Genomic DNA, 20,646 nt, shown 5'->3' on the forward strand with positions numbered 1-20,646 from the left:
CTTTTAATTCCTGATTAAGCGGATCTTCCGGGATATTGAGCCCAGAGGATTCCAAGTAAAATGATGCCACCGCCGATACTGTGATACATGGTCCACGCTTCACCCAGCCACAAATATGCGACTACTGCAGTAAAAACCGGCATCAGATTCATAAAAATACTGCTGCGATTGGGACCAAGTTGCTGCACAGCCATCATCCAGAATAACGGCGCGGCAATGGATGGGAAAATTCCGGCATAGATAATGCTGGCTGCATTAGCATGATTGATGCTGTCCAGACCTAAAATCAATACCAAAGGAATATGATAGAGAAAGGCCATAAAAATCTGAATATACAGGCTCACTAAGAGTGGAATCTGAATCTGCCATTTTTTCAGAAACACGCCATAACAGGCATAGAAAAATACTGCGATCAACATCAAAAGATCGCCAATATAACTTTCACCAACAGTTAAAAACTGCAGGCCCTGCCCTTGTTCCATGACATACATCAAGCCAATAAAAGACAGAAGACTCCCCAGCACTGCAGCCTGTGTTGGGCGAATCCTTAAAACAAAAATACCCACGATAATGGTAAAAATAGGAATAAAGGCATTGATCAGGCCCATATTGGTTGCAGTGGTATAGTGTGCCGAACTATAAGCCAACCCCTGATAAAGCACCATTCCCAGCGCACTCAAAACAGCAAAATGCCCGAGATATGGACGGATCTCCGGCCACGCTGCTTTGACTTTGGGCAACATGAATGGAGTTAAAATCAGTAAGGCCAAGGCCCAGCGGTAGAAACTGATACTGATGGGAGAAATATAATCTGCCACATAGCGGGTGACAGTCATATTCAGAGACCAAATCAAAACTGCGGCCAGTGGTAAGGCCATGGCCCACCAGACTGCCTTTTGTTGCTGTGTCATACTTTCATCCATGAGTCGCTGGTCTTGTTATTAAGCTATGCGTATTCGCGCATCCTAGCATAATAGATTTTTCACATAATATTGAGGCAATTTGCAGCTTTAAGTAACTGAGCTCACCTGTTTTTACTTGTACTGAAAGCGAATACCCGTTAAAACAAATACCGTTCAGTCGCAATAAACAGGAAATCTAATGACTCGCTCTGTATATGACATTCCAGTCAAAACCATTGAAGGAACAGAAACCACTTTAAACCAGTACCAAGGTAAGGTTTTGCTGGTGGTTAACGTCGCATCTAAATGTGGCCTGACGCCGCAATATGAAGGCTTACAAAAACTGTATCAGGACAAAAAAGCGGAAGGTCTGGAAATTCTGGGCTTCCCTGCCAATAACTTTTTGGAACAGGAACCGGGTAGCGAAGCCGAGATTCAGGAATTCTGTTCAGTAAATTATAAAGTCGACTTCCCGCTATTTGCTAAAATCTCTGTCGCGGGCGAAGACAAGCATCCTTTATATACCACCCTTACGCAAGCGATCCCGGAACGTATCGGTGAAGGCCCTTGGTGGAAAGATTTGGTCGATTATGGTCTAACCCCAAATCAGCCACCAGAAGTGCTCTGGAACTTTGAAAAATTCCTGATCAATAAAAATGGTGAAGTAGTGGCACGTTTTGCTCCAGATATTACTGCAGATGATCCACGGATTGTCGATGCAGTGAATGCAGAACTTGCAAAATAATTCTCGATTATTCTCATAAGCATCAAGCTTGAAATAAGTATCTATTTTCTTGGTAGATACTTATTTTTTTTATTTAAAAACGATTATTTAATTGCATTAAAATTCACCTAAAATATTTTCAAAGTGATTGCAGGCCAAACAAGCCAATTTGGTGAGAGCAAAGTACTTCTTTACCAGCTTTTAATAATCTTTTTCTTGTTTTTAAATAGAGCAACGTTCGCAACCCAGAAGAATTGTTATGAGTTTGCAACAATCTTTTTTATCTCCATAGTTTGTCCTTATATTAAATACTATTAAAATTCCATCACCTGTATCGAGACCCTGATTCCATGTCCAAGATTCTTGCCAATGCTGTCCTTCCTTTCGCATTATTTAGCTCTGGAATTTTACTGATGGGCTGTGAACAGGCTGTCGAAGCACCGGCTGAACAGGCAGATACCACGACCTCAGATCTGGAACCAGCCTCTCAGCAACAGAGTTCAGCAGCACAAACCGAACTTAAATCGGGCAATATGTTTTATATGGTTCGTGATGTCGCCGACTTGCAGCTCAAGGCCGGCAGTTATGTAGAACAGTTAAAACAGACCCAGACCGAACTGCAAACGGCGGTCGAAGCTAAAGATACCCAGCAACTGCAGTCCACTGCGACCCAGCTACAACAGCAACTCAGCAGTTTTAATCAGGTGTTAGGCAACCTGAACTTGAAAAGTCAGGAAATTGACCAGATTCGTGACAACATTATGACCGCCAATCAGCAAGTTCTGGCTTCTCCTCTTTTAAATGGTCAGGTGGATTTCAGCCAAGTGAACTTGAAAAAGATTGAATCCCAGATGGTTAATGTGCAATCCGAAATGGTCAAACTGGCCGGCTTGCTGATCCAGAATCCAGATCAGGAATCAGAGAGCAATACTGATCAGGATAATACTTAAAATACCTAAAAATCTCATTTTGAGGCGATTGATCGAAACATGTCTTCCTCAATCGCCTTGCAGGCTATACACTGTTATGGATTATAAAAATTACATTTAGATCAACAATTTTCATCTAATCAGATCATCAGGAGTTCAATCATGTCGAATTCAGTGCTGTATTCTGTGGTTCCAGTCACATCCCGGCTTGATCTGAAAGATCCTTTTATTTTTACAGTTCATCATCAAGATCATTATCCGCAAGGCAATTCTAAATTAGGCCCAGTTTCCCCGCCACAGCAGCATGAATATGACATGTATTATGGCGAGAGTATTCCCGGCTTTCCGGAGCATCCGCATACAGGTTTTGAAACCATTACCATTGTCGAGCGCGGTTATGTCGATCATTTTGACTCGCTGGGAAACTCGGGACGTTATGGTGCAGGTGATGTGCAATGGCTGACTACCGGCAATGGGGTGCGGCATTGCGAGATGTTTCCCTTAGTCCATCAGGATCAGGACAATCCTCTGGAGCTTTTTCAAATCTGGCTGAATTCCTCACCGGAACAGAAAAAGCAGCCGGCCGATTATAAAATGTTGTGGCGTGAACAGATTCCACATGTATTTTCAGCAGATACGGCCGGACGTAAAGCGGATATCCGGGTCATTTCAGGGCAGTTTAAACAGACTCAGGCACTGGATCGGCCACCACATTCATGGGCAGCCATGCCAGAGAATCAGCTCAATATTTATTTAATCACTTTAGGGCCGGAAGCAGAATTAATCATTCCTGCAACCACTGCTACTGCAACGCGTTTTTGTTATTTTTATCAAGGTAGAAGCTTGGAGCTTGAAGGACAGAAGATAGCGCCGAAGCATCTACTTGAACTCAAACCGGATGCAGATATTCAGCTCAAAGGTGGGCTGCTGGAATCACATATTTTATGGCTGGAAGGTGAACCGATCGGTGCACCGGTGGCTATGCATGGGCCTTTTGTTCTGAATAGTGCGCAAGAGCTAGATACTGCTTTTCGCCGTTATCGCGAAACCCAGTTTGGTGGCTGGCCTTGGCGAAGTGCTGAACCGTCATTTCCACCAGAACACCCACGTTTTGCCAGTTATGAAGGTGGCAAACGTGAAGAATATCCAGACCAACCAGACAAAGAAGCCACTGAATAGTGGCTTCTTTGACATTGGATCAGCTCATATTATTTTTTCGGGCTTTTGACGACGACCAGTTTCTTCTGCACAAACTCTCTAAAACCATCAATCGACAGTTCATGCCCATAACCGGAATTTTTGATTCCACCAAATGGCAATTCGGGCGTGGTGTCAGTAAACCAGTTGATCCAGATCATGCCAGTTTCTACCCGTGACGCCAGTTTTTTAGCGCGCTCGATATCCTGTGAATGAATCACGCCACCTAAGCCATAATTAGAATCATTGGCAATTTCGACAATTTCATCATCATCCTTCGCTACATAGATTTGCGCCACCGGGCCAAAGAATTCTTCATACCAGGCTTCATTTTCACGCGTAATATTTTCCAGAATGGTTGGCGCATAGAAATTGCCTTGATGTTCTACAGCCTTACCGCCAGTGACTACGGTCGCACCTTGCGCTACAGCCTTTTCGACCTGTTTGGAGAGTTTTTCCAGCGCATCTTTTGAAGACAGCGGCCCTAACGTGGTTTCAGGATCAAGCGGATCACCCAGTTTTAACTGTTCAAAAGCGTTCAGCATGCCAGCTTTGAATTGTTCGGCAATTTTTTCATGCAAGATAAATCGTTTCGCCGCCGTACACACCTGCCCGGCATTATTGACCCGCGCCTGACAACCTAACTTGAGCGCGCGTTCCAGATCTGCATCATCCAGTACGATAAATACATCATTACCACCCAATTCCAGTGTGGATTTTTTAAGATGTTTCCCGGCCTGTTCAGCGACTGCACTGCCCGCACCTTCTGAACCTGTGAGTGCTACCCCACGTACGCGTTTGTCTGCAATCACATCTTTAACCTGATCGGAGCTGATAAACAGATTGGTCCAGACACCTTTGGGTGCACCTGCCTCTGATACCAGCTTTTCAAAGGCTTCGGCACATTGCGGCACAATGCCGGCATGTTTTGCCAAGACTGGATTACCAATCGCACAGTTTGGGGCAAAGACCCGCATTAGTTGATAAAACGGGAAGTTCCACGGTTCAACCGCCATGATAATACCCAGTGGATGATGCTCGACCCAAGCTTCACCCAGATCGGTCTGATAAGACACTGGTGCTAAAAATTCTTTGGCATGATCAGCATAGTATTCGGCAATTTTGGCGCAGGTTTCGATTTCACCTTCACTCTGCTTGATCAGTTTCCCCATATCCAGCGTCATGAGCTTGGCCAGTTCAGATTTTTGCTCTCGCATATTGCTGGCCAATTTGCGCAGTACTTCAATACGAGTATCGACCTGTTGTGACCAGTCTGACTTTAGGATTTGTTCTGCTGCATCAAGTGCATTTTGAATATCTTGATCGTTATGGGATGGGTAGTCTTTCAATTTTTGATTGGTAAATGGATTAATAGATTGATAAGCCATGATTTTCCCTTTTTCAATTATAAGTTTTGCCTGTTCAAAACCCAATTGCATCAAGTTATAACAAGCGTGTATCTATTCGAATTATTTAACTTATCACTGATTTTTTTATCGCGTGTGTCTGCTTACAGATTGGTTCAAAACATTACTGAGAGCAGGTAAAAGTTATATCGAGTGGTACAAAATGAAATTTGAGCAACTTATAAAAAGTTAAGAGCTATCAAGTTTGGATAAAAATTTTGATGACATATTTAAGGTAAAGATTGTAGAGAATAGAAAATTTTTAATTAAATCTAGAATATGACTATTTTTTTAATATAATAAAATTATAATAAAAACAATTACTTTACAAGAATATATTAATGGGCATCAGATTTTATAGAAGCACACCTAATGAGAAGTTTATCCCTCATAGAGATGACGAGACTGAGCAACAGACTAATGACTTAAATGATCTCAAAATCAAGCTTAAAACAGCACTTCAAATGCCCAATATTATGGTACTAGCTGGTAGTGGAACTTCGCTCGGTAAAGTAAAAGGCCCAAGTATGCCTGACTTATGGACATTTTGTATTGAAGATCCATCTAGGAAGACTGACGCAGACAAAATCATTGCGCAAATTGACTATGATCTTACTAGTCCTACTAAGAAGAATATTGAAGAATTTCTCTCATACTGTGAAGCATATCAACAGATTAAAGAATGTCCTGAATTAGAGGCTTTCTTAATAAAATCAAAAGAAATTATCTTAGATAAATGTAAATTTGATAAACCTCTATCTGATTTATTTGCACATATGGAGTTTATAAAAAAACTTGCTAGACGAAAAAGTAAAGATAATAGGATTAAACTTTTTACCACAAATTATGATACTTGCTTTGAAGAAGCTGCAGGAAAACTTGGAATTACAATAATTGATGGATTCACTTTCTCTACGCCTAGAATTTATAGTCCTCAATTTTTTGATTATGACATTATTAAAAGAGATTCTATTAATACGTCAACCACACCAAAATATTTGGATGGTGTATTTCATATGTATAAATTACACGGCTCTGTTAATTGGTTTAAAAGAACGGAAACTGATGGTAGTTTTGTTATTGAGCAAAAAGAATCTAATGATGCTAAAAATGTATGCATGATTTTTCCTGCAAAAGGCAAATATCAACAGTCATACATTCAACCTCACCTAGAGCTGATAGCTAAATTCCTTCAAGGTATACGTGAACCAAACACTTGTTTAATAACAACAGGTTTTGGTTTTAATGACGATCACTTATCTGAACCGATATATGCTGCATTACAATCTAATCCACACTTAAAATTAATCATCGTAGATCGCTCTGTAGAACGAAAGTTTAAAAATCCAGATGATTTTTCACCATACTGGAAAAAATTTAAAGCACTTGCTTATAAAGGCTTAGATATTTTATTTATTGAAGCTGATTTCGAAAATTTTGCAATTAACATTCCAGACCTCAAAGCTCTGAGCCCTGCAGAAAGTCTTTATCAAGTTATTCATGGGGGTAGCTAATGGGTGAATTAGAAAATACAGGAATTGTACGTTCTGAACTTCTGTTCGGTAAAGTTAATGCAATTTCAGCAAACTCATTACAATTCGAATTCATTAACCTACAGCATGAACCTGCTTATTTTGAAGGTCGTAGGTATGGTAAAGGTGAAGTTGGTGAATTCGTCATTATTGAAAGTCAGATTAATTTAATTCTTGGCCGCATTGTCGAAATAAAGAAAGCCGATTTAGAACTTTCAAATTTAGATATTGTTGGAAGAATTCAACTTCTTGGTTCTATCCAAATGGATAATCTGAAAGTTACAGCAGGTATTGATTACTACCCAAGCATCAATGACTTAATCTATTCAGCACCACATGACTTCATAGCAGAAATTCCTCGCAGGATGAACCATATAACCCCAGAAATTGAACTGGAAATTGGATCCATAGACCTAGATAGAGACTGTAAAATTACAGTTACACCTGAAAAGTTATTTGGTCGTCATCTTGGTATATTAGGATCTACAGGTGGAGGGAAAAGCTATACAACTGCTAAAATTTTAGAAGAATGCCTTAGATATCATCCAAGAATAATTCTTTTGGATGCAACTGGTGAATATAAAGATTTTGATCAAGAAGGTGTATTTCACTTACATCTCGGAAACTCTATCAACCCTGCCAGTAAAACTACAGAATGCTATCTACCTCCTGAATGCTTCTTAGAAACTGACTTTCTTGCACTATTTGAACCTTCAGGAAAAGTTCAAGGACCTAAATTTCGAGAAGCGCTAAAAAGTTTAAAGTTAGCAAGAATAAGAAATGATTTATATGCATCTGAATATATTTTAAAGACTGATCAACCTAAAGGTGATTTTAATAGTTTATATAAAAGCTATAATCTTGATGATCCAACTTTAAGTTTCAATTTAAGCCACCTATCTTTTCAAATTGAACAAGAATGTATTTTTCCAGATGCAACCAATTGGATCGAAAAAAAACCAATCAAAGATATTACAAGATGGGGGAATCATGATGGACAATCTTTTGCTAATTGCCTTTCTTTAATAAGCAGAATTACAACAATTATTAATTCACCGCCATTTAATACACTTTTCCATCCAACTCCTAAAAATATTTCTTTAATAGAAAAAATCAAAGGATTCTCATCATCTACAGATCCAAGTCACAAACTCTTACGTATCGATCTAAGCGGGATTCCTTTTGAATATAAAGCACGTGAAATCATTGCAAATTGTATTGGACGTGCCTTACTAAATGAGTCTCGCCAAAGAGTTTTTCAAAAAAAACCAGTTGTTATTTTTCTTGATGAAGCACATAACTTCATTGGTAAAACAATTGGTAATGAAGATACTTTAGCCAAACTCGATGCTTTTGAGCTTATTGCTAAAGAAGGTCGTAAGTTTGGGTTAAATATCTGTCTTGCTACTCAAAGACCAAGAGATATTACTGAAGGTGTTTTAAGTCAGCTTGGTACATTGATCGTTCATCGCCTTACAAACGATAGAGATCGTGAAATTGTAGAAAGAGCCTGTGGTGAAATTGATAAAGCTGCTTCTGACTTCCTACCAAGCCTACAACCAGGTGAGGCTGTGATTATTGGGAATGACTTTCCTATCCCATTGACCATAAATATTAAAAAGCCAACAATAAAACCAAATTCGGAAGGTGCAAATTTCCAAGAAAATTGGGCATAAAAAAACCACCCTTTCGGGTGGTTTTTTCAATCTCAAACCGTCTCTTATTGAGCGCGGTTTTTGATTTTGCGGATCGTTTCCAGCTGAGCAGCAGTTTCTGCAAGAGCAGCCAAAGCAGCAGCAGCGTCCAAATCGCCCTTTTGATTCGCAAGCAATGCTTCAGCGTGTTTACGCGCTTCAATAATTGCAGCTTCATCCAAGTTTTCTGCACGGACTGCAGTATCTGCAAGAACCGTAACAACATGCGGTTGAACTTCTAGAACACCACCAGATACATAGATCAACTCTTCTGTACCGTTTTCCAAAATAACGCGGATCGCGCCAGGTTGGAGCAAAGTTACCAACGGAGCATGGCCAGGCATAATACCCAACTCACCGCCAGCACCTTTTGCAATTAGCATAGTTATAGTGCCTGAGTACAAAGACTCCTGAACACTTACAACATCACATTGCATAGTCGCCATGAGAATCTCCTAAATTAGAGTAGCTAATTAAAGTTTCTCGGCTTTAGCAATAACTTCGTCAATACCACCAACCATGTAGAACGCTTGTTCTGGGATATGATCGTATTCACCAGCTAGAAGACCTTTAAAGCCACGAATCGTTTCTTTAAGAGATACTAATTTACCAGGAGCACCAGTAAATACTTCAGCTACGTGGAACGGTTGAGAGAAGAAACGCTGGATTTTACGCGCACGATAAACAACCAGTTTATCTTCTTCAGCAAGCTCGTCCATACCAAGAATCGCGATGATGTCTTTAAGCTCTTTATAACGTTGCAATACGTTCTGTACAGAACGTGCAATTTCATAATGCTCTTGACCAACAACTAACGGATCTAACTGGCGTGAAGTTGAGTCTAGTGGATCGATCGCTGGGTAAATACCAGAAGATGCGATGTCACGGCTCAATACAACAGTTGCGTCCAAGTGAGCAAACGTTGTAGCAGGCGATGGATCTGTCAAGTCATCGGCAGGTACGTATACCGCTTGGATTGACGTAATAGAACCAGACTTAGTCGATGTAATACGTTCTTGAAGAACACCCATCTCTTCTGCAAGTGTAGGCTGGTAACCTACTGCAGATGGCATACGACCTAGAAGTGCTGATACTTCAGTACCCGCTAGTGTATAACGATAGATGTTATCTACGAACAATAGTACGTCACGGCCTTTACCGTTTTCGTCTTTCTCATCACGGAAATATTCAGCCATGGTCAAACCAGTCAACGCTACGCGTAAACGGTTACCTGGTGGCTCGTTCATCTGACCGTAGACCATTGCTACTTTGTCTAGAACGTTAGAATCTTTCATTTCGTGATAGAAGTCGTTACCTTCACGAGTACGCTCACCAACACCAGCAAACACAGATAAACCTGAGTGAGCTTTCGCGATGTTGTTGATCAACTCCATCATGTTTACAGTTTTACCAACACCGGCACCACCGAACAGACCAACTTTACCACCTTTCGCAAACGGGCAAAGTAAGTCAATGACTTTAATACCAGTTTCTAAAAGGTCAGTAGAAGCCGCTTGTTCTGCATAAGAAGGCGCTTGACGGTGAATTGGTAAACGCGCTTCAGTCGCAACAGGACCAGCTTCGTCGATCGGGCGACCAAGAACGTCCATGATACGGCCTAGAGTCGCTGTACCTACTGGTACAGAAATCGGCGCGTTAGTGTTAGTTACGTTCAAACCACGCTTAAGGCCTTCAGTAGAACCCATTGCAATAGTACGAACTACGCCATCACCAAGCTGTTGCTGAACTTCTAAAGTAGTTTCAGTACCATCTACTTGGAGAGCGTCATAGATCTTAGGAACGCTATTGCGTTCAAACTCGACGTCGATAACCGCGCCGATGATCTGAATGATACGACCGCTATTCATTGCTGTCTCCTCAATTCAAAATAATGTTAAACGGCAGCGGCACCACCAACGATCTCAGAAATTTCCTGAGTAATCGCGGCTTGACGCAGCTTGTTATAAATAAGTTGCAGGCTCTTAATGATCTCGCCTGCGTTGTCTGTCGCTGCTTTCATAGCGACCATACGTGCAGACTGCTCACATGCGATGTTTTCAATCACACCTTGATACACCACAGACTCGATATAGCGAACCAACAAGCCATTTAAAAGCTCTTCAGCTTCAGGCTCGTAGATATAATCCCAACCGTATTGACGGTTCAGATTCTTGTCTTCTTCAGCAGCAGCCAAAGGAACAAGTTGTTCGATTTTTTGATTTTGAGTCATGGCATTGACAAAGCCGTTTGACACTAGATAAATACGATCTAACTCGCCTTTATCATAAGCATCCAACATCACCTGTACAGAACCAGATAACTGCTCAAGACTTGGAGCATCGCCGACTTGCGTCGTCGCACCAAGCACTTTACCGCCGTAGTTTTTAAAAAACGAAACCGCTTTTTGACCAATTAAAGCAAATTGAACTTCAATTGACTGCTCTTGTTGCTGTTGAACGTGTTTAACCACTTTCTTGAACAGGTTAATGTTCAAACCACCAGCAAGGCCACGATCTGAAGACACAATAATATAGCCAACGCGCTTAACTGGGCGTTCAACCATATAACGGTGTTTGTATTCAGGATTCGCTTGGACCAAATGAGCAATTACACGGTGCATATTTTCGGCATACGGACGGCCTTGAGCCATGCGCTCTTGCGCACGACGCATCTTAGAAGCTGCTACCATTTGCATCGCTCGAGTAATCTTCTGCGTGCTCTTGATACTAGCTACTTTGGCGCGAATTTCTTTTAAATTTGCCATACGCTTAACCTAGTATTCGAAAGCCCTTGCGAGCTTCCGAAGGTTGATTCCGTGAACCAAACCGACACTAAATTCAACAGAGGTTGAAATTAGTAAGTTTGAGTCGCTTTAAAGCTTTCAATACCTGCTTTGATTGCAGCTTCGATGTCTTTGTTGTAATCACCAGAGGCATCGATTTGTTGCATTAACGCAGCATGTTCTGAACGGAAGTAAGAAATTAACGCAGCATCAAAGTCTACGATTTTCTTAACGTCTACGTCAGCCATGTAGCCTTCGTTAGATGCATAAATTGAAACAGCTTGGTCAGCAATTGAGTATGGAGCATATTGTTTTTGCTTCATTAACTCAGTTACACGTTGACCATGTTCAAGTTGCTTACGAGTTGCTTCGTCAAGATCAGAAGCGAACTGAGCAAATGCTGCCAATTCACGGTATTGCGCCAAAGCAGTACGGATACCACCAGACAATTTCTTGATGATCTTAGTTTGCGCTGAACCACCAACACGAGATACAGAGATACCCGCGTTCACAGCAGGACGAATACCTGCGTTGAATAATGATGTTTCAAGGAAGATCTGACCATCAGTAATCGAAATTACGTTGGTTGGTACGAATGCAGATACGTCACCCGCTTGAGTTTCAATAATCGGCAATGCAGTTAATGAACCAGTTTGGCCTTTAACTTCACCGTTAGTGAATTTCTCAACGTAGTCAGCAGATACACGAGAAGCACGTTCAAGTAGACGCGAGTGTAGATAGAACACGTCACCTGGATACGCTTCACGACCTGGTGGACGGCGTAAAAGCAATGAAATTTGACGGTAAGCAACAGCTTGCTTAGACAAATCATCATAAATGATTAACGCATCTTCACCGCGGTCACGGAAGTATTCGCCCATTGTACAGCCAGAATACGGAGCTAGATACAGCATTGCTGCTGGATCAGCTGCAGCTGCAGCTACAACAGTTGTATACGCCATAGCGCCAGTTTCTTCTAGCTTGCGTACCACGTTAGCGATAGTCGATTGTTTTTGACCGATTGCTACGTATACACATTTAATGCCAGAGTTTTTCTGAGCGATGATCGCGTCGATCGCCATTGCTGTTTTACCAGTTTGACGGTCACCAATGATCAACTCACGTTGACCACGGCCTACAGGGATCATTGTATCTACTGATTTATAACCAGTTTGTACAGGTTGATCCACTGATTGACGCCAAATTACGCCTGGTGCTACTTTTTCAACAGCATCAGTTAATTTTGCATCAATAGGGCCTTTACCATCAATCGGGTTACCCAAAGCATCTACTACACGGCCTAAAAGTTCTGGACCAACCGGAACTTCTAATACACGACCTGTGCAACGCGCTTTTTGACCTTCTTGAAGGCTTAAGTAGTTACCTAAAACAACGACGCCCACTGAATCCTGTTCTAGGTTCAGTGCCATACCGTAAAGGCCGCCGTCGAATTCGATCATTTCACCGTACATAGCGTCAGCTAAGCCGTGAATACGCACAATACCGTCGGAAACCATAACAATGGTTCCTTCGTTCTTAGCGGTTGCGCTGGTGTCCAGATCGCCGATACGCTGTTTAATGAGCGCACTGATCTCGGATGGATTCAGTTGTTGCATTGCGCTATACCTCAATCTTTTTAAAGTTCAGTCTTCTAAATGCAATTAAGCAAGAAGACGAGTACGCATTTTTTCAAGCTTGTTAAGCGCAGAATCATCTATCACTTGGTCGCCTGCACGAATAACTACACCAGCAATCAGCGCTGGGTTAACTTCTACAGAAACATTTACGGCAGCTTCGAATTTCTTCTCTAATGCATGCGCAAGCAATTGCTCTTGTACTGAAGTTAATGGGAATGCAGATTCAATCACTACATCCACAGTATTGTTATTCTGTGATTTAAGCTGCTCATATTCTGCTGCAATCTCAGGAAGAAGAACCAAACGGTTATTCTCTGCAAGCAATGTCAGGAAGTTAGACACTGCTGCAGTTTGGTCTTCACCTAAAACTTTCGCAAAAAGAGCCACCTGCTCAGCAGGTGTAAGCTCAGGGCGATTTAGATAAGCTGAAAATGCTTCGTCTTGCACCGCAGCACTGAGCAATTCAAGTGCTGTTGACCAAGAGTCAGTTGCACTTTGCTCAGAAGCGTAAGCAAATGCTGCTTTAGCGTATGGGCGTGCCAACGTCAAGAGTTCAGCCATAATCCGCCTCTCTTAAAGTTTAGCAGCCAGCTGAGTCAGCATGGCATTGTGAGCTTCTGCATCAACTTGCTGGCTAAGAATTTTCTCAGCACCAGTTACTGCAAGAGCAGCCACTTGTTGACGCAATTCTTCGCGAGCAGCATTGATTTCAGTATCAACAGCTTCTTTAGCCTGTTGACGAATACGCTCACCTTCAGCCGCAGCTTGGGTACGCGCTTCTTCGATCAATTGTGCACCACGACGGTTCGCTTGTTCGATCAATTGAGCCGCTTGTGCTTTTGCCGCGTCTAACTCAGCTTTCACTTGTGCTTGCGCATCTGCAAGGTCAGCCTTCGCTTTTTCAGCAGCATTTAAGCCATCAGCGATTTTACGCTGACGTTCACTAATCGCATTGATTAGTGGTGGCCATACAAACTTCATGCAGAATGCGACAAAAATCGCAAACGCAATCGCTTGGCCAAACAATGTGAGGTTGATATTCATTGCAAATTCCTCAAATAGTGAATTTCGGAATTAAGCTGATTAACCTACAAATGGATTAGCGAAGATGAAGAACAAGCCAATACCAACACCGATCATAGGCACAGCATCAAGAAGACCCGCGATTAAGAACATACGAGTTTGAAGTTGTGGAGCCAATTCTGGTTGACGAGCTACAGCTTCAAGGAAACGGCCGCCTAGAAGACCAAAACCAATCGCAGTACCTAAAGCACCGAAAGCGATCAAGATAGCAGATGCAATTGCAACTAGACCTAAAGTGAGTTCCATGATAATTCCTCAGAGGTTAGGTTTTATACCAAATTAAGTTAAAAAATTGTGTGCCCAACCATCCGTTGACAGTTAGGCAATACCATTAATGCTTTTCGCTTGCCATACTCATGTACACGATAGTCAACATCATGAAAATGAATGCTTGTAGCGTAATAATCAAAATGTGGAAAATCGCCCAAGGCACAGACAACGCCCACTGGATCCAGAACGGTAATAACGCGATAAGAATGAAGATTAACTCACCCGCATACATGTTACCGAACAGTCGTAGAGCCAATGAAACTGGTCGCGCCAAGAAAGTAGTCAATTCCAACAATAAGTTGAATGGAATTAAAAGCACTTTAGCAACTGGATTACTTGGGTTAAATGGGTTCAGTGCTAACTCACCAACGAAGCCGCCAACACCTTTCTCACGAATACTATAGAAAATAATTAAGAAGAATACAGAAATAGACATACCGAGGGTAATGTTTGGATCTGTAGTCGGAACAATTTTAAAGTAAACCTGATGAGGGTCTACACCCAGCATAGAAGCAATCGCGTGTTGAGCTACATAAGGAATAAAGTCAACAGGGATCAAATCCATCAAGTTCATGAGGAAAATCCACACGAAAATGGTTAATGCTAAGGGTGCAATTAATCGAGACTTCCCGTGGAAGGTATCACGTACACTTGAATCTACAAACTCGATAATCATTTCAATTGCAGACTGGAACTTGGTAGGAACACCAGCATTAGCCGCTTTCGCAACCAACCAGAACAACAAACAGAAAATCAGACCCAGTCCGATAGACCAACCCATTGAATCCAAGTGAATAGCAGTGAACCCCATCTGTTGAGCTTCAGCACCGCTCTCGGCCAATTTCCACGTACCGTCCGGCATTTTGCCATAGGTCATGTTGGTCAAGTGATGCTTGATATACTCGGTCGAAGTAAGGGCATGTTCTTCAGCAGCCATAAATCACACCTGGTCAATGTCAAAAAACTAATAGAACAAACGAATATCGCGTGCTGCTTGATATCTCGCCTGCTCCTGAAAAACTTTTCAATTTCTTGTTGTGCTTATACTCATTTTTGTAGACGTGACGCCCAAAACGGAGCGACCCACGACATGGCTTGAACAAGTATAAAACCACAAAACAACGCCACCGCTGACAACGGTTTAACATTGCTTAAAATTAAAATGAAACCAACAATCACAATGGCAAACTTTCCCATCAAGCCTTTATACATGTTCGAAAGAACTTGTTTAGACGCGCGGGCTCCTGCTGCTCGAAACGATTGCCACGAAAAATAACAAGTCGCGAGCCAACATACCAGTGCACCTAATGCTGCACTCAAGGCTGCGGTTGAGTCTTTCACGACCCAGCCGATCAAGGCTGAAACAGGGATCATACAGGCTTGCAGGAGGACCAAAGCTTTCGCTAATCGTCGGTCAATCAAGCGACTAGTTCGGCTCATTATTTATTCACTCACAGCAATCATGCTTGACAAGTTTAACAGGTGATTATTTTTAATCGCAGGCATTATAGAGTTACACCCCTGAACATGCAATCTTTTCCCGACCTTAGTCGTGTTTTTTTAAATCGGGTCACTGCTGTTAAAATAATCAAAATCTGTCTATTTTTTAAATCATTAGCGTGCATTTAGTACACATTTCTGGGTTTCGGCGGCCAATTGCTGCCAAGCCTGCACAAAGTCCCCTGCCCCGCTCATGCTTTCATCGACATGCTGGAACAGTACCGGATTGAGTTTGCGGTACTGGTTTTCACTGGCATGACCTTCGGCCAGCAGACACATTTTGCGCTGTGGACGATGATCCTGTAAAAACTTGATTTGGGCTACGGTTGGCGAAACATGCGGATCATCGGTCAGCGCACCCATAAATTTTAAATTTAACGGGCGTTCCAGATACTGGTAGGCATCGTGATAAGACCAATAAGGTTTGGATTTGTTGCTTGAACTATAACGCTGGACCGTCGCAAACATGTTTTGTGCAAAGTCACGGGCATTTTTCCAGTAGCGTTCACGATGCTCCGGCAATTGCTGCGAACGTAGCGCCGCAATAAAGAAACCAATCCGCACTGCATTATTCGGATCGAGCCAGACATGCGTGTCTACCGTATTTTTTAAGGCCTCGCCACGCGGATTACGCATCGGCAAGGTGGTCAATATCCCCGAGTCTAACAGTGCAATGCCTTTATTACTTTCATTCAGCACTTTGGCCAAGGGTGCTTCATGCGCCTGACCCAGCCAGATCACCAGACCTGCATTCTGAATAGTTTTTCGATGCGCCGGAGTCAGACTCACATCATGTCCACTTTGGTTGGCCAGCAATAAAGTCGGCTGTTCCACACCTTGGGTAATTTTCTTGGCAATCAGATAGATCGGCTGCGTAGACACCACCAGACTTTGTGACCAACTGAGTGTACTGAACAATGCCAGCAGACTGATTGCAAGGAGACGGAACATGAGTAGAAATCACTTAAAAACGATAAAATCAGGAAGTGTTATAATATAACAAAAATACAAAAATACCTATGCCCAATCGAAACTCAGAACGCTTCATGTTAAGATTTGAAATCTATTAATTTTCAGTTTCGCACTTGAGGTGAACTATGGGTTCCTGTTCGCACGAACACCACAACGCATTGCACGGCGTGCACGACCATCCAAATGTCGCACAACGTCTTGCTGAAGCGGAAAGTCTTTGTGCAGCAAGCGGCGCACGCCTTACACCTTTACGTAAAGAAGTGCTGGAACTCATTCTGAATGCGCATGGCCCGATGGGCGCCTATGATCTGCTGGCACAAATGAAAAATGCCAGTGATCGTCCTGCAGCACCACCCACGGTGTATCGCACTCTGGATTTTTTATTAAGCAAAGGGCTGATTCATCGCCTGACCTCGATCAATGCCTATATCCCCTGTTGCCATCCGCGCGAAGGGCATCAGGCCGCTTTTTTAATCTGTACCGAATGTAAAGCCGTGAAAGAAGCGTCAGCTCAGGGCCTGCTCGATCAGCTTGATGCACTGGCCAGCTCGGACGACTTCACGGCACATCACAGCATTATCGAAATTTCAGGAATTTGTCAGCAGTGCCGCAACAAAGCTTAAGTGCCTCTCCCCTGATTCAGCTCTCCAAGATCTGGGTTAAAATCGATGAGCGCGATATCTTAAAAGCGATTGATTTCTCGTTACAAGAGAAAGAAATTGTCACGCTGATTGGTCCCAATGGTGCTGGTAAATCGACCTTGATTAAAGTCATGCTGGGCATACTGAAACCACAATCGGGTGAAATCAAAACTGCGCGCAAGCTGAAATTTTCCTATGTGCCGCAAAAATTCAATCCCTCACATAGCTTGCCGCTCCGGGTGAAAGATTTATTGGCGCTAGAAAAATGCCCATCCCAGATTAAAACCGAAATTATCCGCGATACCGGCATTAGTAAACTGCAAGATTCTAAAGTTCAGCAGTTGTCTGGCGGCGAACGTCAGCGGGTGCTATTGGCCCGCGCCTTATTACGCCAGCCGGACATTTTAGTTCTCGATGAACCGATGCAGGGTCTAGACATCCAGTCCGAAGCTGAACTGTATGAATATGTGCGTAACTTGCCGGAAAAATATGGCTGTGCCGTACTGATGGTTTCACATGACCTGCAATGGGTGATGCAAGGTACGACTCGTGTGGTCTGCTTAAACAAACATATTTGTTGTAGCGGCCTGCCAGAAAGCGTGCAGCAACATCCGGAATACCAGGCAATTTTTGGCACTAACCGGGTGTTCTATCAGCATCATCATGATCATTGCGCACATGGTGATTCTGCCACCCCCTGTCAGCATGACTCACGTCCTCATATTCACCCCGAGCCGGAAGCTTAAACCATGATGGATTGGTTACAACTCCTTTTACCTGCATGGATCATGGGTACGCTATTGGTATTTCTGACTGCCCCATTGGGCTGTCTCATGCTCTGGCGACGTATGTCATTTTTTGCTGACACTATGGCACACGGTACTTTACTCGGTGTTGCCATTGCTGGGGCTTTAAGTTTACCGCTGTGGATGGGTGTAACTTTTATTGCCTTATTATTGGTAGGGATTTTGTGGATACTGCATGATCCGCGCCTGCCGAATGATGCCTTGCTGGCACTGTGTTCAGCAACACTGCTTTGCTCGGGATTATTGTTCATTCAACATTTACCGAGTTTAAGACCGGAACTTCTCAGCTATCTATTTGGTGATCTACTGACGATTTCTTGGGCGGACTTACCCACCTTTGCTATCGTGATTATTCTGGCCTTAGCCGTCCTCTATAAGAGCTGGCAAGCGCAGATTCAAATCGCGATTGATCCGGACATGGCGGTCAGTGAAGGTGTAAATGCCAAATGGCAACGCCTGATCTTTATGTTGTTGCTGGCGCTCTTTACCGTGCTCGCCCTAAAAGCAGTCGGTTCACTCTTGATGGGGGCATTACTAGTGATCCCTGCGCTGACTGCGCGATTACTTGCACATTCACCAAAACAAATGGTGATCTGGGCATTCGTAATTGCGCAAATTGGGGTGACCGTGGGCCTATGGTCGAGTGCAGGTCTCAATACTTCGACAGGTTTAACCATTGTCCTGACCATGGCGGTGCTATTTGCACTGATCTTCTGTGTGCAGAAGTTTAAAAAGCTGAATTAATCTTTCTGTTAAATCATGATGATTTTCTAATGATCTATTCAGCCTCTCTCCTTTAAGGAGAGAGCAAACACTCGTTATTGATGCACCAAACTCAATAAAAATGCAGCACCTGCAAATAAACCGGCAAAAGTCCGGTTCATGACTTTTTGTTGTTTCGGCGATCTAAGCAGCCTTAAAACTTTAGCAGCCAATCCGGTATAACCCGCCATCACAATCAGATCAATCGTCACCATTGTCGCAGCCATAATCAAATACTGAATCCATTGTGGCTTAGACAAATCCAGAAATTGCGGCAAGACGGCCAGTAAAAATACGATGGCTTTAGGATTAGTGATATTAACCAAGAAACCATGCAGTACCAGTTTCCCTCTCGATTTTCGCGCCAATTCATGTTTAATTTCGATAGATTGTACAGGTGCTTTCCATTGCAAAATAGCCAAATACAATAAATAGCCGACACCAAACCATTTCACCACTAAAAATGCCCATGGGGTTGTCGCAAACAAAACTCCCACGCCTGCTGCAACCACTGCAATCTGTACCAGTAAAGCCAGTTGCAGACCCAGCGCATTCCAGTAACCATGCCGAAAACCATAATTCAATCCGCTCGACATCGATGCAATTGCACCAGCACCCGGAGAGACACTAATCACCCAGCAGGCCAACATATAGGCAAACCACATTTGATAGGACATGAATATTTAACTCAGCAAAACTTGCCCAATATTATATGAATTTTCCAATAAAATCAGGCTAAAAACCTGCTTAAATATAAGGCATTGCACTATTCACTCTGTCTAGCTTCAGGCACAATATGTACATTAAAAACAGGATCTATCCTTACAGGAGCCATGAATGACAGCCCAATCGGTAATCTTGCCACTTCCTTCAGATCATGCCCGTTTTATTGTTTTACGTCTTAAAGATTTGAGTATTGAACAATTAAAAGAACAACTCGAACATCTTTTTACTTCGCGTGATCGTCTTATTACGCAACATCCTCAAGCACAAATTAAAACGGCAGTGGCTTTTGGTCCTGAACTGTGGGCAAAACTTTATGATCAAGCTCCTGCAGGCTTTAAACAGCTTGAGCCCATTCATGGTTCATTTGAAATGCCAGTGGTTCCGGCAGATATGATCATTCATATTGCCAGTGCCCGTGCTGATATCTGTTTTGCGCTCAGTCAGGCTTTTTTTGAAGGCATTCAGGATCAGGTTCAGGTGCTGGATGAGCGGGTTTGCTTCCGCTATTTTGATGGTCGTGACATAACTGGCTTTATTGATGGAACTGAAAATCCGCAATTCCCGGATGATCGTGCTGAAGTCGCATTATTAGGTGAAGATTCAGGTATTTTCCAAGATGGTTCATTTATTTTTGCCCAACGTTACGCGCATAACCTGGAAAAATGGAAAAAGCTAAAAGTTGATACTCAGGAACAGGTTATGGGTCGTACCAAGCTTGAATCGATTGAGCTGGATGATGAAGTCAAACCTGAAAATGCGCACGTGTCACGTACTGTAGTGGAAGATGAAGAAGGCGAAGAAATGGAAATCCTACGTCATTCTCTGCCTTATGGTGATGGACGTGGTGACCAGGGTCTATTCTTTATTGCCTACACCAAAGACCTTACGATTATCGATGCTATGTTAGAACGTATGTTTGGTACCTCTGGCGATGGGATTCACGACCGTCTGCTTCATTTCGTAACACCTCTAGATGGTGCCTATTACTTTGCACCGAGTGAGGAGTTGCTGGAAGAGGTTTTGTAAATTCACTTTAAAATTAAGCATAAATCTTATTTCGATTTATGCTTTTTAACTAAGATT

At 42.7% G+C, this 20,646-nt stretch carries 22 protein-coding genes; 9 read left to right on the forward strand and 13 right to left on the reverse strand.

All coding sequences use genetic code 11. The features are described from left to right. Window positions 1-14: 14 nt before the first annotated feature. Complete coding sequence (locus tag J7649_RS09585) at window positions 15-911, reverse strand: DMT family transporter (RefSeq protein WP_219307660.1); 897 nt, start codon at window positions 909-911, stop codon at window positions 15-17. Window positions 912-1,101: 190 nt separating this feature from the next. Here J7649_RS09585 and J7649_RS09590 point away from each other — a divergent pair, with 190 nt between their 5' ends. The 3 genes from J7649_RS09590 (at window position 1,102) to J7649_RS09600 (ending at window position 3,734) form a co-directional block, all read left to right on the forward strand. Next, the gene (locus J7649_RS09590) at window positions 1,102-1,647 is read left to right on the forward strand and encodes a glutathione peroxidase (RefSeq protein WP_180038387.1); all 546 of its coding nucleotides are present in this window, start codon (window positions 1,102-1,104) and stop codon (window positions 1,645-1,647) included. Window positions 1,648-1,976: 329 nt separating this feature from the next. Further along, the gene (locus J7649_RS09595) at window positions 1,977-2,576 is read left to right on the forward strand and encodes a hypothetical protein (RefSeq protein WP_005108413.1); all 600 of its coding nucleotides are present in this window, start codon (window positions 1,977-1,979) and stop codon (window positions 2,574-2,576) included. A gap of 141 nt (window positions 2,577-2,717) precedes the next feature. Continuing rightward, window positions 2,718-3,734 (forward strand): pirin family protein, encoded by a 1,017-nt coding sequence (locus tag J7649_RS09600; RefSeq protein ID WP_005245301.1) that lies wholly within the window; start codon window positions 2,718-2,720, stop codon window positions 3,732-3,734. A 29-nt stretch (window positions 3,735-3,763) separates the two neighbouring features. Here J7649_RS09600 and J7649_RS09605 read toward each other — a convergent pair whose 3' ends face one another. After that, entirely contained in the window at window positions 3,764-5,140 is a 1,377-nt protein-coding gene (locus J7649_RS09605) for an NAD-dependent succinate-semialdehyde dehydrogenase (protein WP_219307662.1), read from the reverse strand. A gap of 359 nt (window positions 5,141-5,499) precedes the next feature. Here J7649_RS09605 and J7649_RS09610 point away from each other — a divergent pair, with 359 nt between their 5' ends. Both J7649_RS09610 and J7649_RS09615 read left to right on the forward strand, forming a co-directional pair. Beyond that, window positions 5,500-6,672: an SIR2 family protein gene (locus tag J7649_RS09610; protein ID WP_219307664.1), complete on the forward strand. Its 1,173-nt coding sequence runs from the start codon at window positions 5,500-5,502 to the stop codon at window positions 6,670-6,672. Continuing rightward, window positions 6,672-8,366: an ATP-binding protein gene (locus J7649_RS09615; RefSeq protein ID WP_004732607.1), complete on the forward strand. Its 1,695-nt coding sequence runs from the start codon at window positions 6,672-6,674 to the stop codon at window positions 8,364-8,366. Before J7649_RS09610 ends, J7649_RS09615 begins: the two co-directional genes overlap by 1 nt. Window positions 8,367-8,410: 44 nt before the next feature. On the opposite strand, the gene J7649_RS09620 is transcribed toward J7649_RS09615, so the two are convergent. From J7649_RS09620 to J7649_RS09665, 10 genes are all read right to left on the reverse strand, one after another. Next, entirely contained in the window at window positions 8,411-8,830 is a 420-nt protein-coding gene (locus J7649_RS09620) for a F0F1 ATP synthase subunit epsilon (protein WP_219307666.1), read from the reverse strand. Between the two features lie 27 nt (window positions 8,831-8,857). Then, window positions 8,858-10,252, reverse strand: a complete 1,395-nt coding sequence (gene atpD / locus J7649_RS09625) for a F0F1 ATP synthase subunit beta (RefSeq protein WP_004644863.1) — start codon at window positions 10,250-10,252, stop codon at window positions 8,858-8,860. Between the two features lie 26 nt (window positions 10,253-10,278). Continuing rightward, window positions 10,279-11,148, reverse strand: coding sequence for a F0F1 ATP synthase subunit gamma (atpG, locus tag J7649_RS09630; RefSeq protein WP_004644862.1), 870 nt, complete (start codon window positions 11,146-11,148; stop codon window positions 10,279-10,281). 89 nt (window positions 11,149-11,237) lie between these two features. Then, window positions 11,238-12,782, reverse strand: a complete 1,545-nt coding sequence (gene atpA, locus J7649_RS09635) for a F0F1 ATP synthase subunit alpha (RefSeq protein ID WP_004644861.1) — start codon at window positions 12,780-12,782, stop codon at window positions 11,238-11,240. Between the two features lie 45 nt (window positions 12,783-12,827). Next, window positions 12,828-13,364, reverse strand: a complete 537-nt coding sequence (locus tag J7649_RS09640) for a F0F1 ATP synthase subunit delta (protein ID WP_004280992.1) — start codon at window positions 13,362-13,364, stop codon at window positions 12,828-12,830. A 12-nt stretch (window positions 13,365-13,376) separates the two neighbouring features. Continuing rightward, on the reverse strand, window positions 13,377-13,847 hold the full coding sequence (locus J7649_RS09645; protein ID WP_004280990.1) for a F0F1 ATP synthase subunit B: 471 nt from the start codon (window positions 13,845-13,847) through the stop codon (window positions 13,377-13,379). A 39-nt stretch (window positions 13,848-13,886) separates the two neighbouring features. Then, window positions 13,887-14,132: a F0F1 ATP synthase subunit C gene (gene atpE, locus J7649_RS09650; RefSeq protein ID WP_000424060.1), complete on the reverse strand. Its 246-nt coding sequence runs from the start codon at window positions 14,130-14,132 to the stop codon at window positions 13,887-13,889. A gap of 85 nt (window positions 14,133-14,217) precedes the next feature. Then, the gene (atpB, locus tag J7649_RS09655; protein ID WP_004644859.1) at window positions 14,218-15,093 is read right to left on the reverse strand and encodes a F0F1 ATP synthase subunit A; all 876 of its coding nucleotides are present in this window, start codon (window positions 15,091-15,093) and stop codon (window positions 14,218-14,220) included. Between the two features lie 110 nt (window positions 15,094-15,203). Continuing rightward, a complete protein-coding gene (locus J7649_RS09660; RefSeq protein ID WP_004280982.1) occupies window positions 15,204-15,596 on the reverse strand; it encodes an ATP synthase subunit I in 393 nt (130 codons plus the stop codon). Window positions 15,597-15,770: 174 nt separating this feature from the next. Continuing rightward, window positions 15,771-16,607 carry a metal ABC transporter solute-binding protein, Zn/Mn family gene (locus tag J7649_RS09665; protein ID WP_219307669.1) on the reverse strand — a complete coding sequence of 279 codons (837 nt, stop codon included), beginning with the start codon at window positions 16,605-16,607 and terminating at the stop codon, window positions 15,771-15,773. A 146-nt stretch (window positions 16,608-16,753) separates the two neighbouring features. Between J7649_RS09665 and J7649_RS09670 the strand changes: the two genes are divergently transcribed. The 3 genes from J7649_RS09670 to znuB are packed head-to-tail and all read left to right on the forward strand — an operon-like array spanning window position 16,754 to window position 18,819. Next, window positions 16,754-17,251: a transcriptional repressor gene (locus J7649_RS09670; RefSeq protein WP_004280980.1), complete on the forward strand. Its 498-nt coding sequence runs from the start codon at window positions 16,754-16,756 to the stop codon at window positions 17,249-17,251. After that, entirely contained in the window at window positions 17,233-18,015 is a 783-nt protein-coding gene (znuC, locus tag J7649_RS09675; RefSeq protein ID WP_005105130.1) for a zinc ABC transporter ATP-binding protein ZnuC, read from the forward strand. The genes J7649_RS09670 and znuC overlap by 19 nt, the downstream gene beginning before the upstream one ends. A 3-nt stretch (window positions 18,016-18,018) precedes the next feature. After that, on the forward strand, window positions 18,019-18,819 hold the full coding sequence (gene znuB, locus J7649_RS09680) for a zinc ABC transporter permease subunit ZnuB (RefSeq protein ID WP_219307670.1): 801 nt from the start codon (window positions 18,019-18,021) through the stop codon (window positions 18,817-18,819). 74 nt (window positions 18,820-18,893) lie between these two features. Here the strand turns inward: znuB and J7649_RS09685 are convergent, their stop codons facing one another. After that, entirely contained in the window at window positions 18,894-19,514 is a 621-nt protein-coding gene (locus tag J7649_RS09685) for a LysE family transporter (RefSeq protein ID WP_004280977.1), read from the reverse strand. Window positions 19,515-19,674: 160 nt separating this feature from the next. Here J7649_RS09685 and J7649_RS09690 point away from each other — a divergent pair, with 160 nt between their 5' ends. After that, complete coding sequence (locus tag J7649_RS09690; RefSeq protein ID WP_219307673.1) at window positions 19,675-20,589, forward strand: Dyp-type peroxidase; 915 nt, start codon at window positions 19,675-19,677, stop codon at window positions 20,587-20,589. The last annotated feature ends 57 nt before the right edge of the window (window positions 20,590-20,646 follow it).

It is taken from the genome of Acinetobacter lwoffii (assembly GCF_019343495.1).
Classification (GTDB): domain Bacteria; phylum Pseudomonadota; class Gammaproteobacteria; order Pseudomonadales; family Moraxellaceae; genus Acinetobacter; species Acinetobacter lwoffii_P.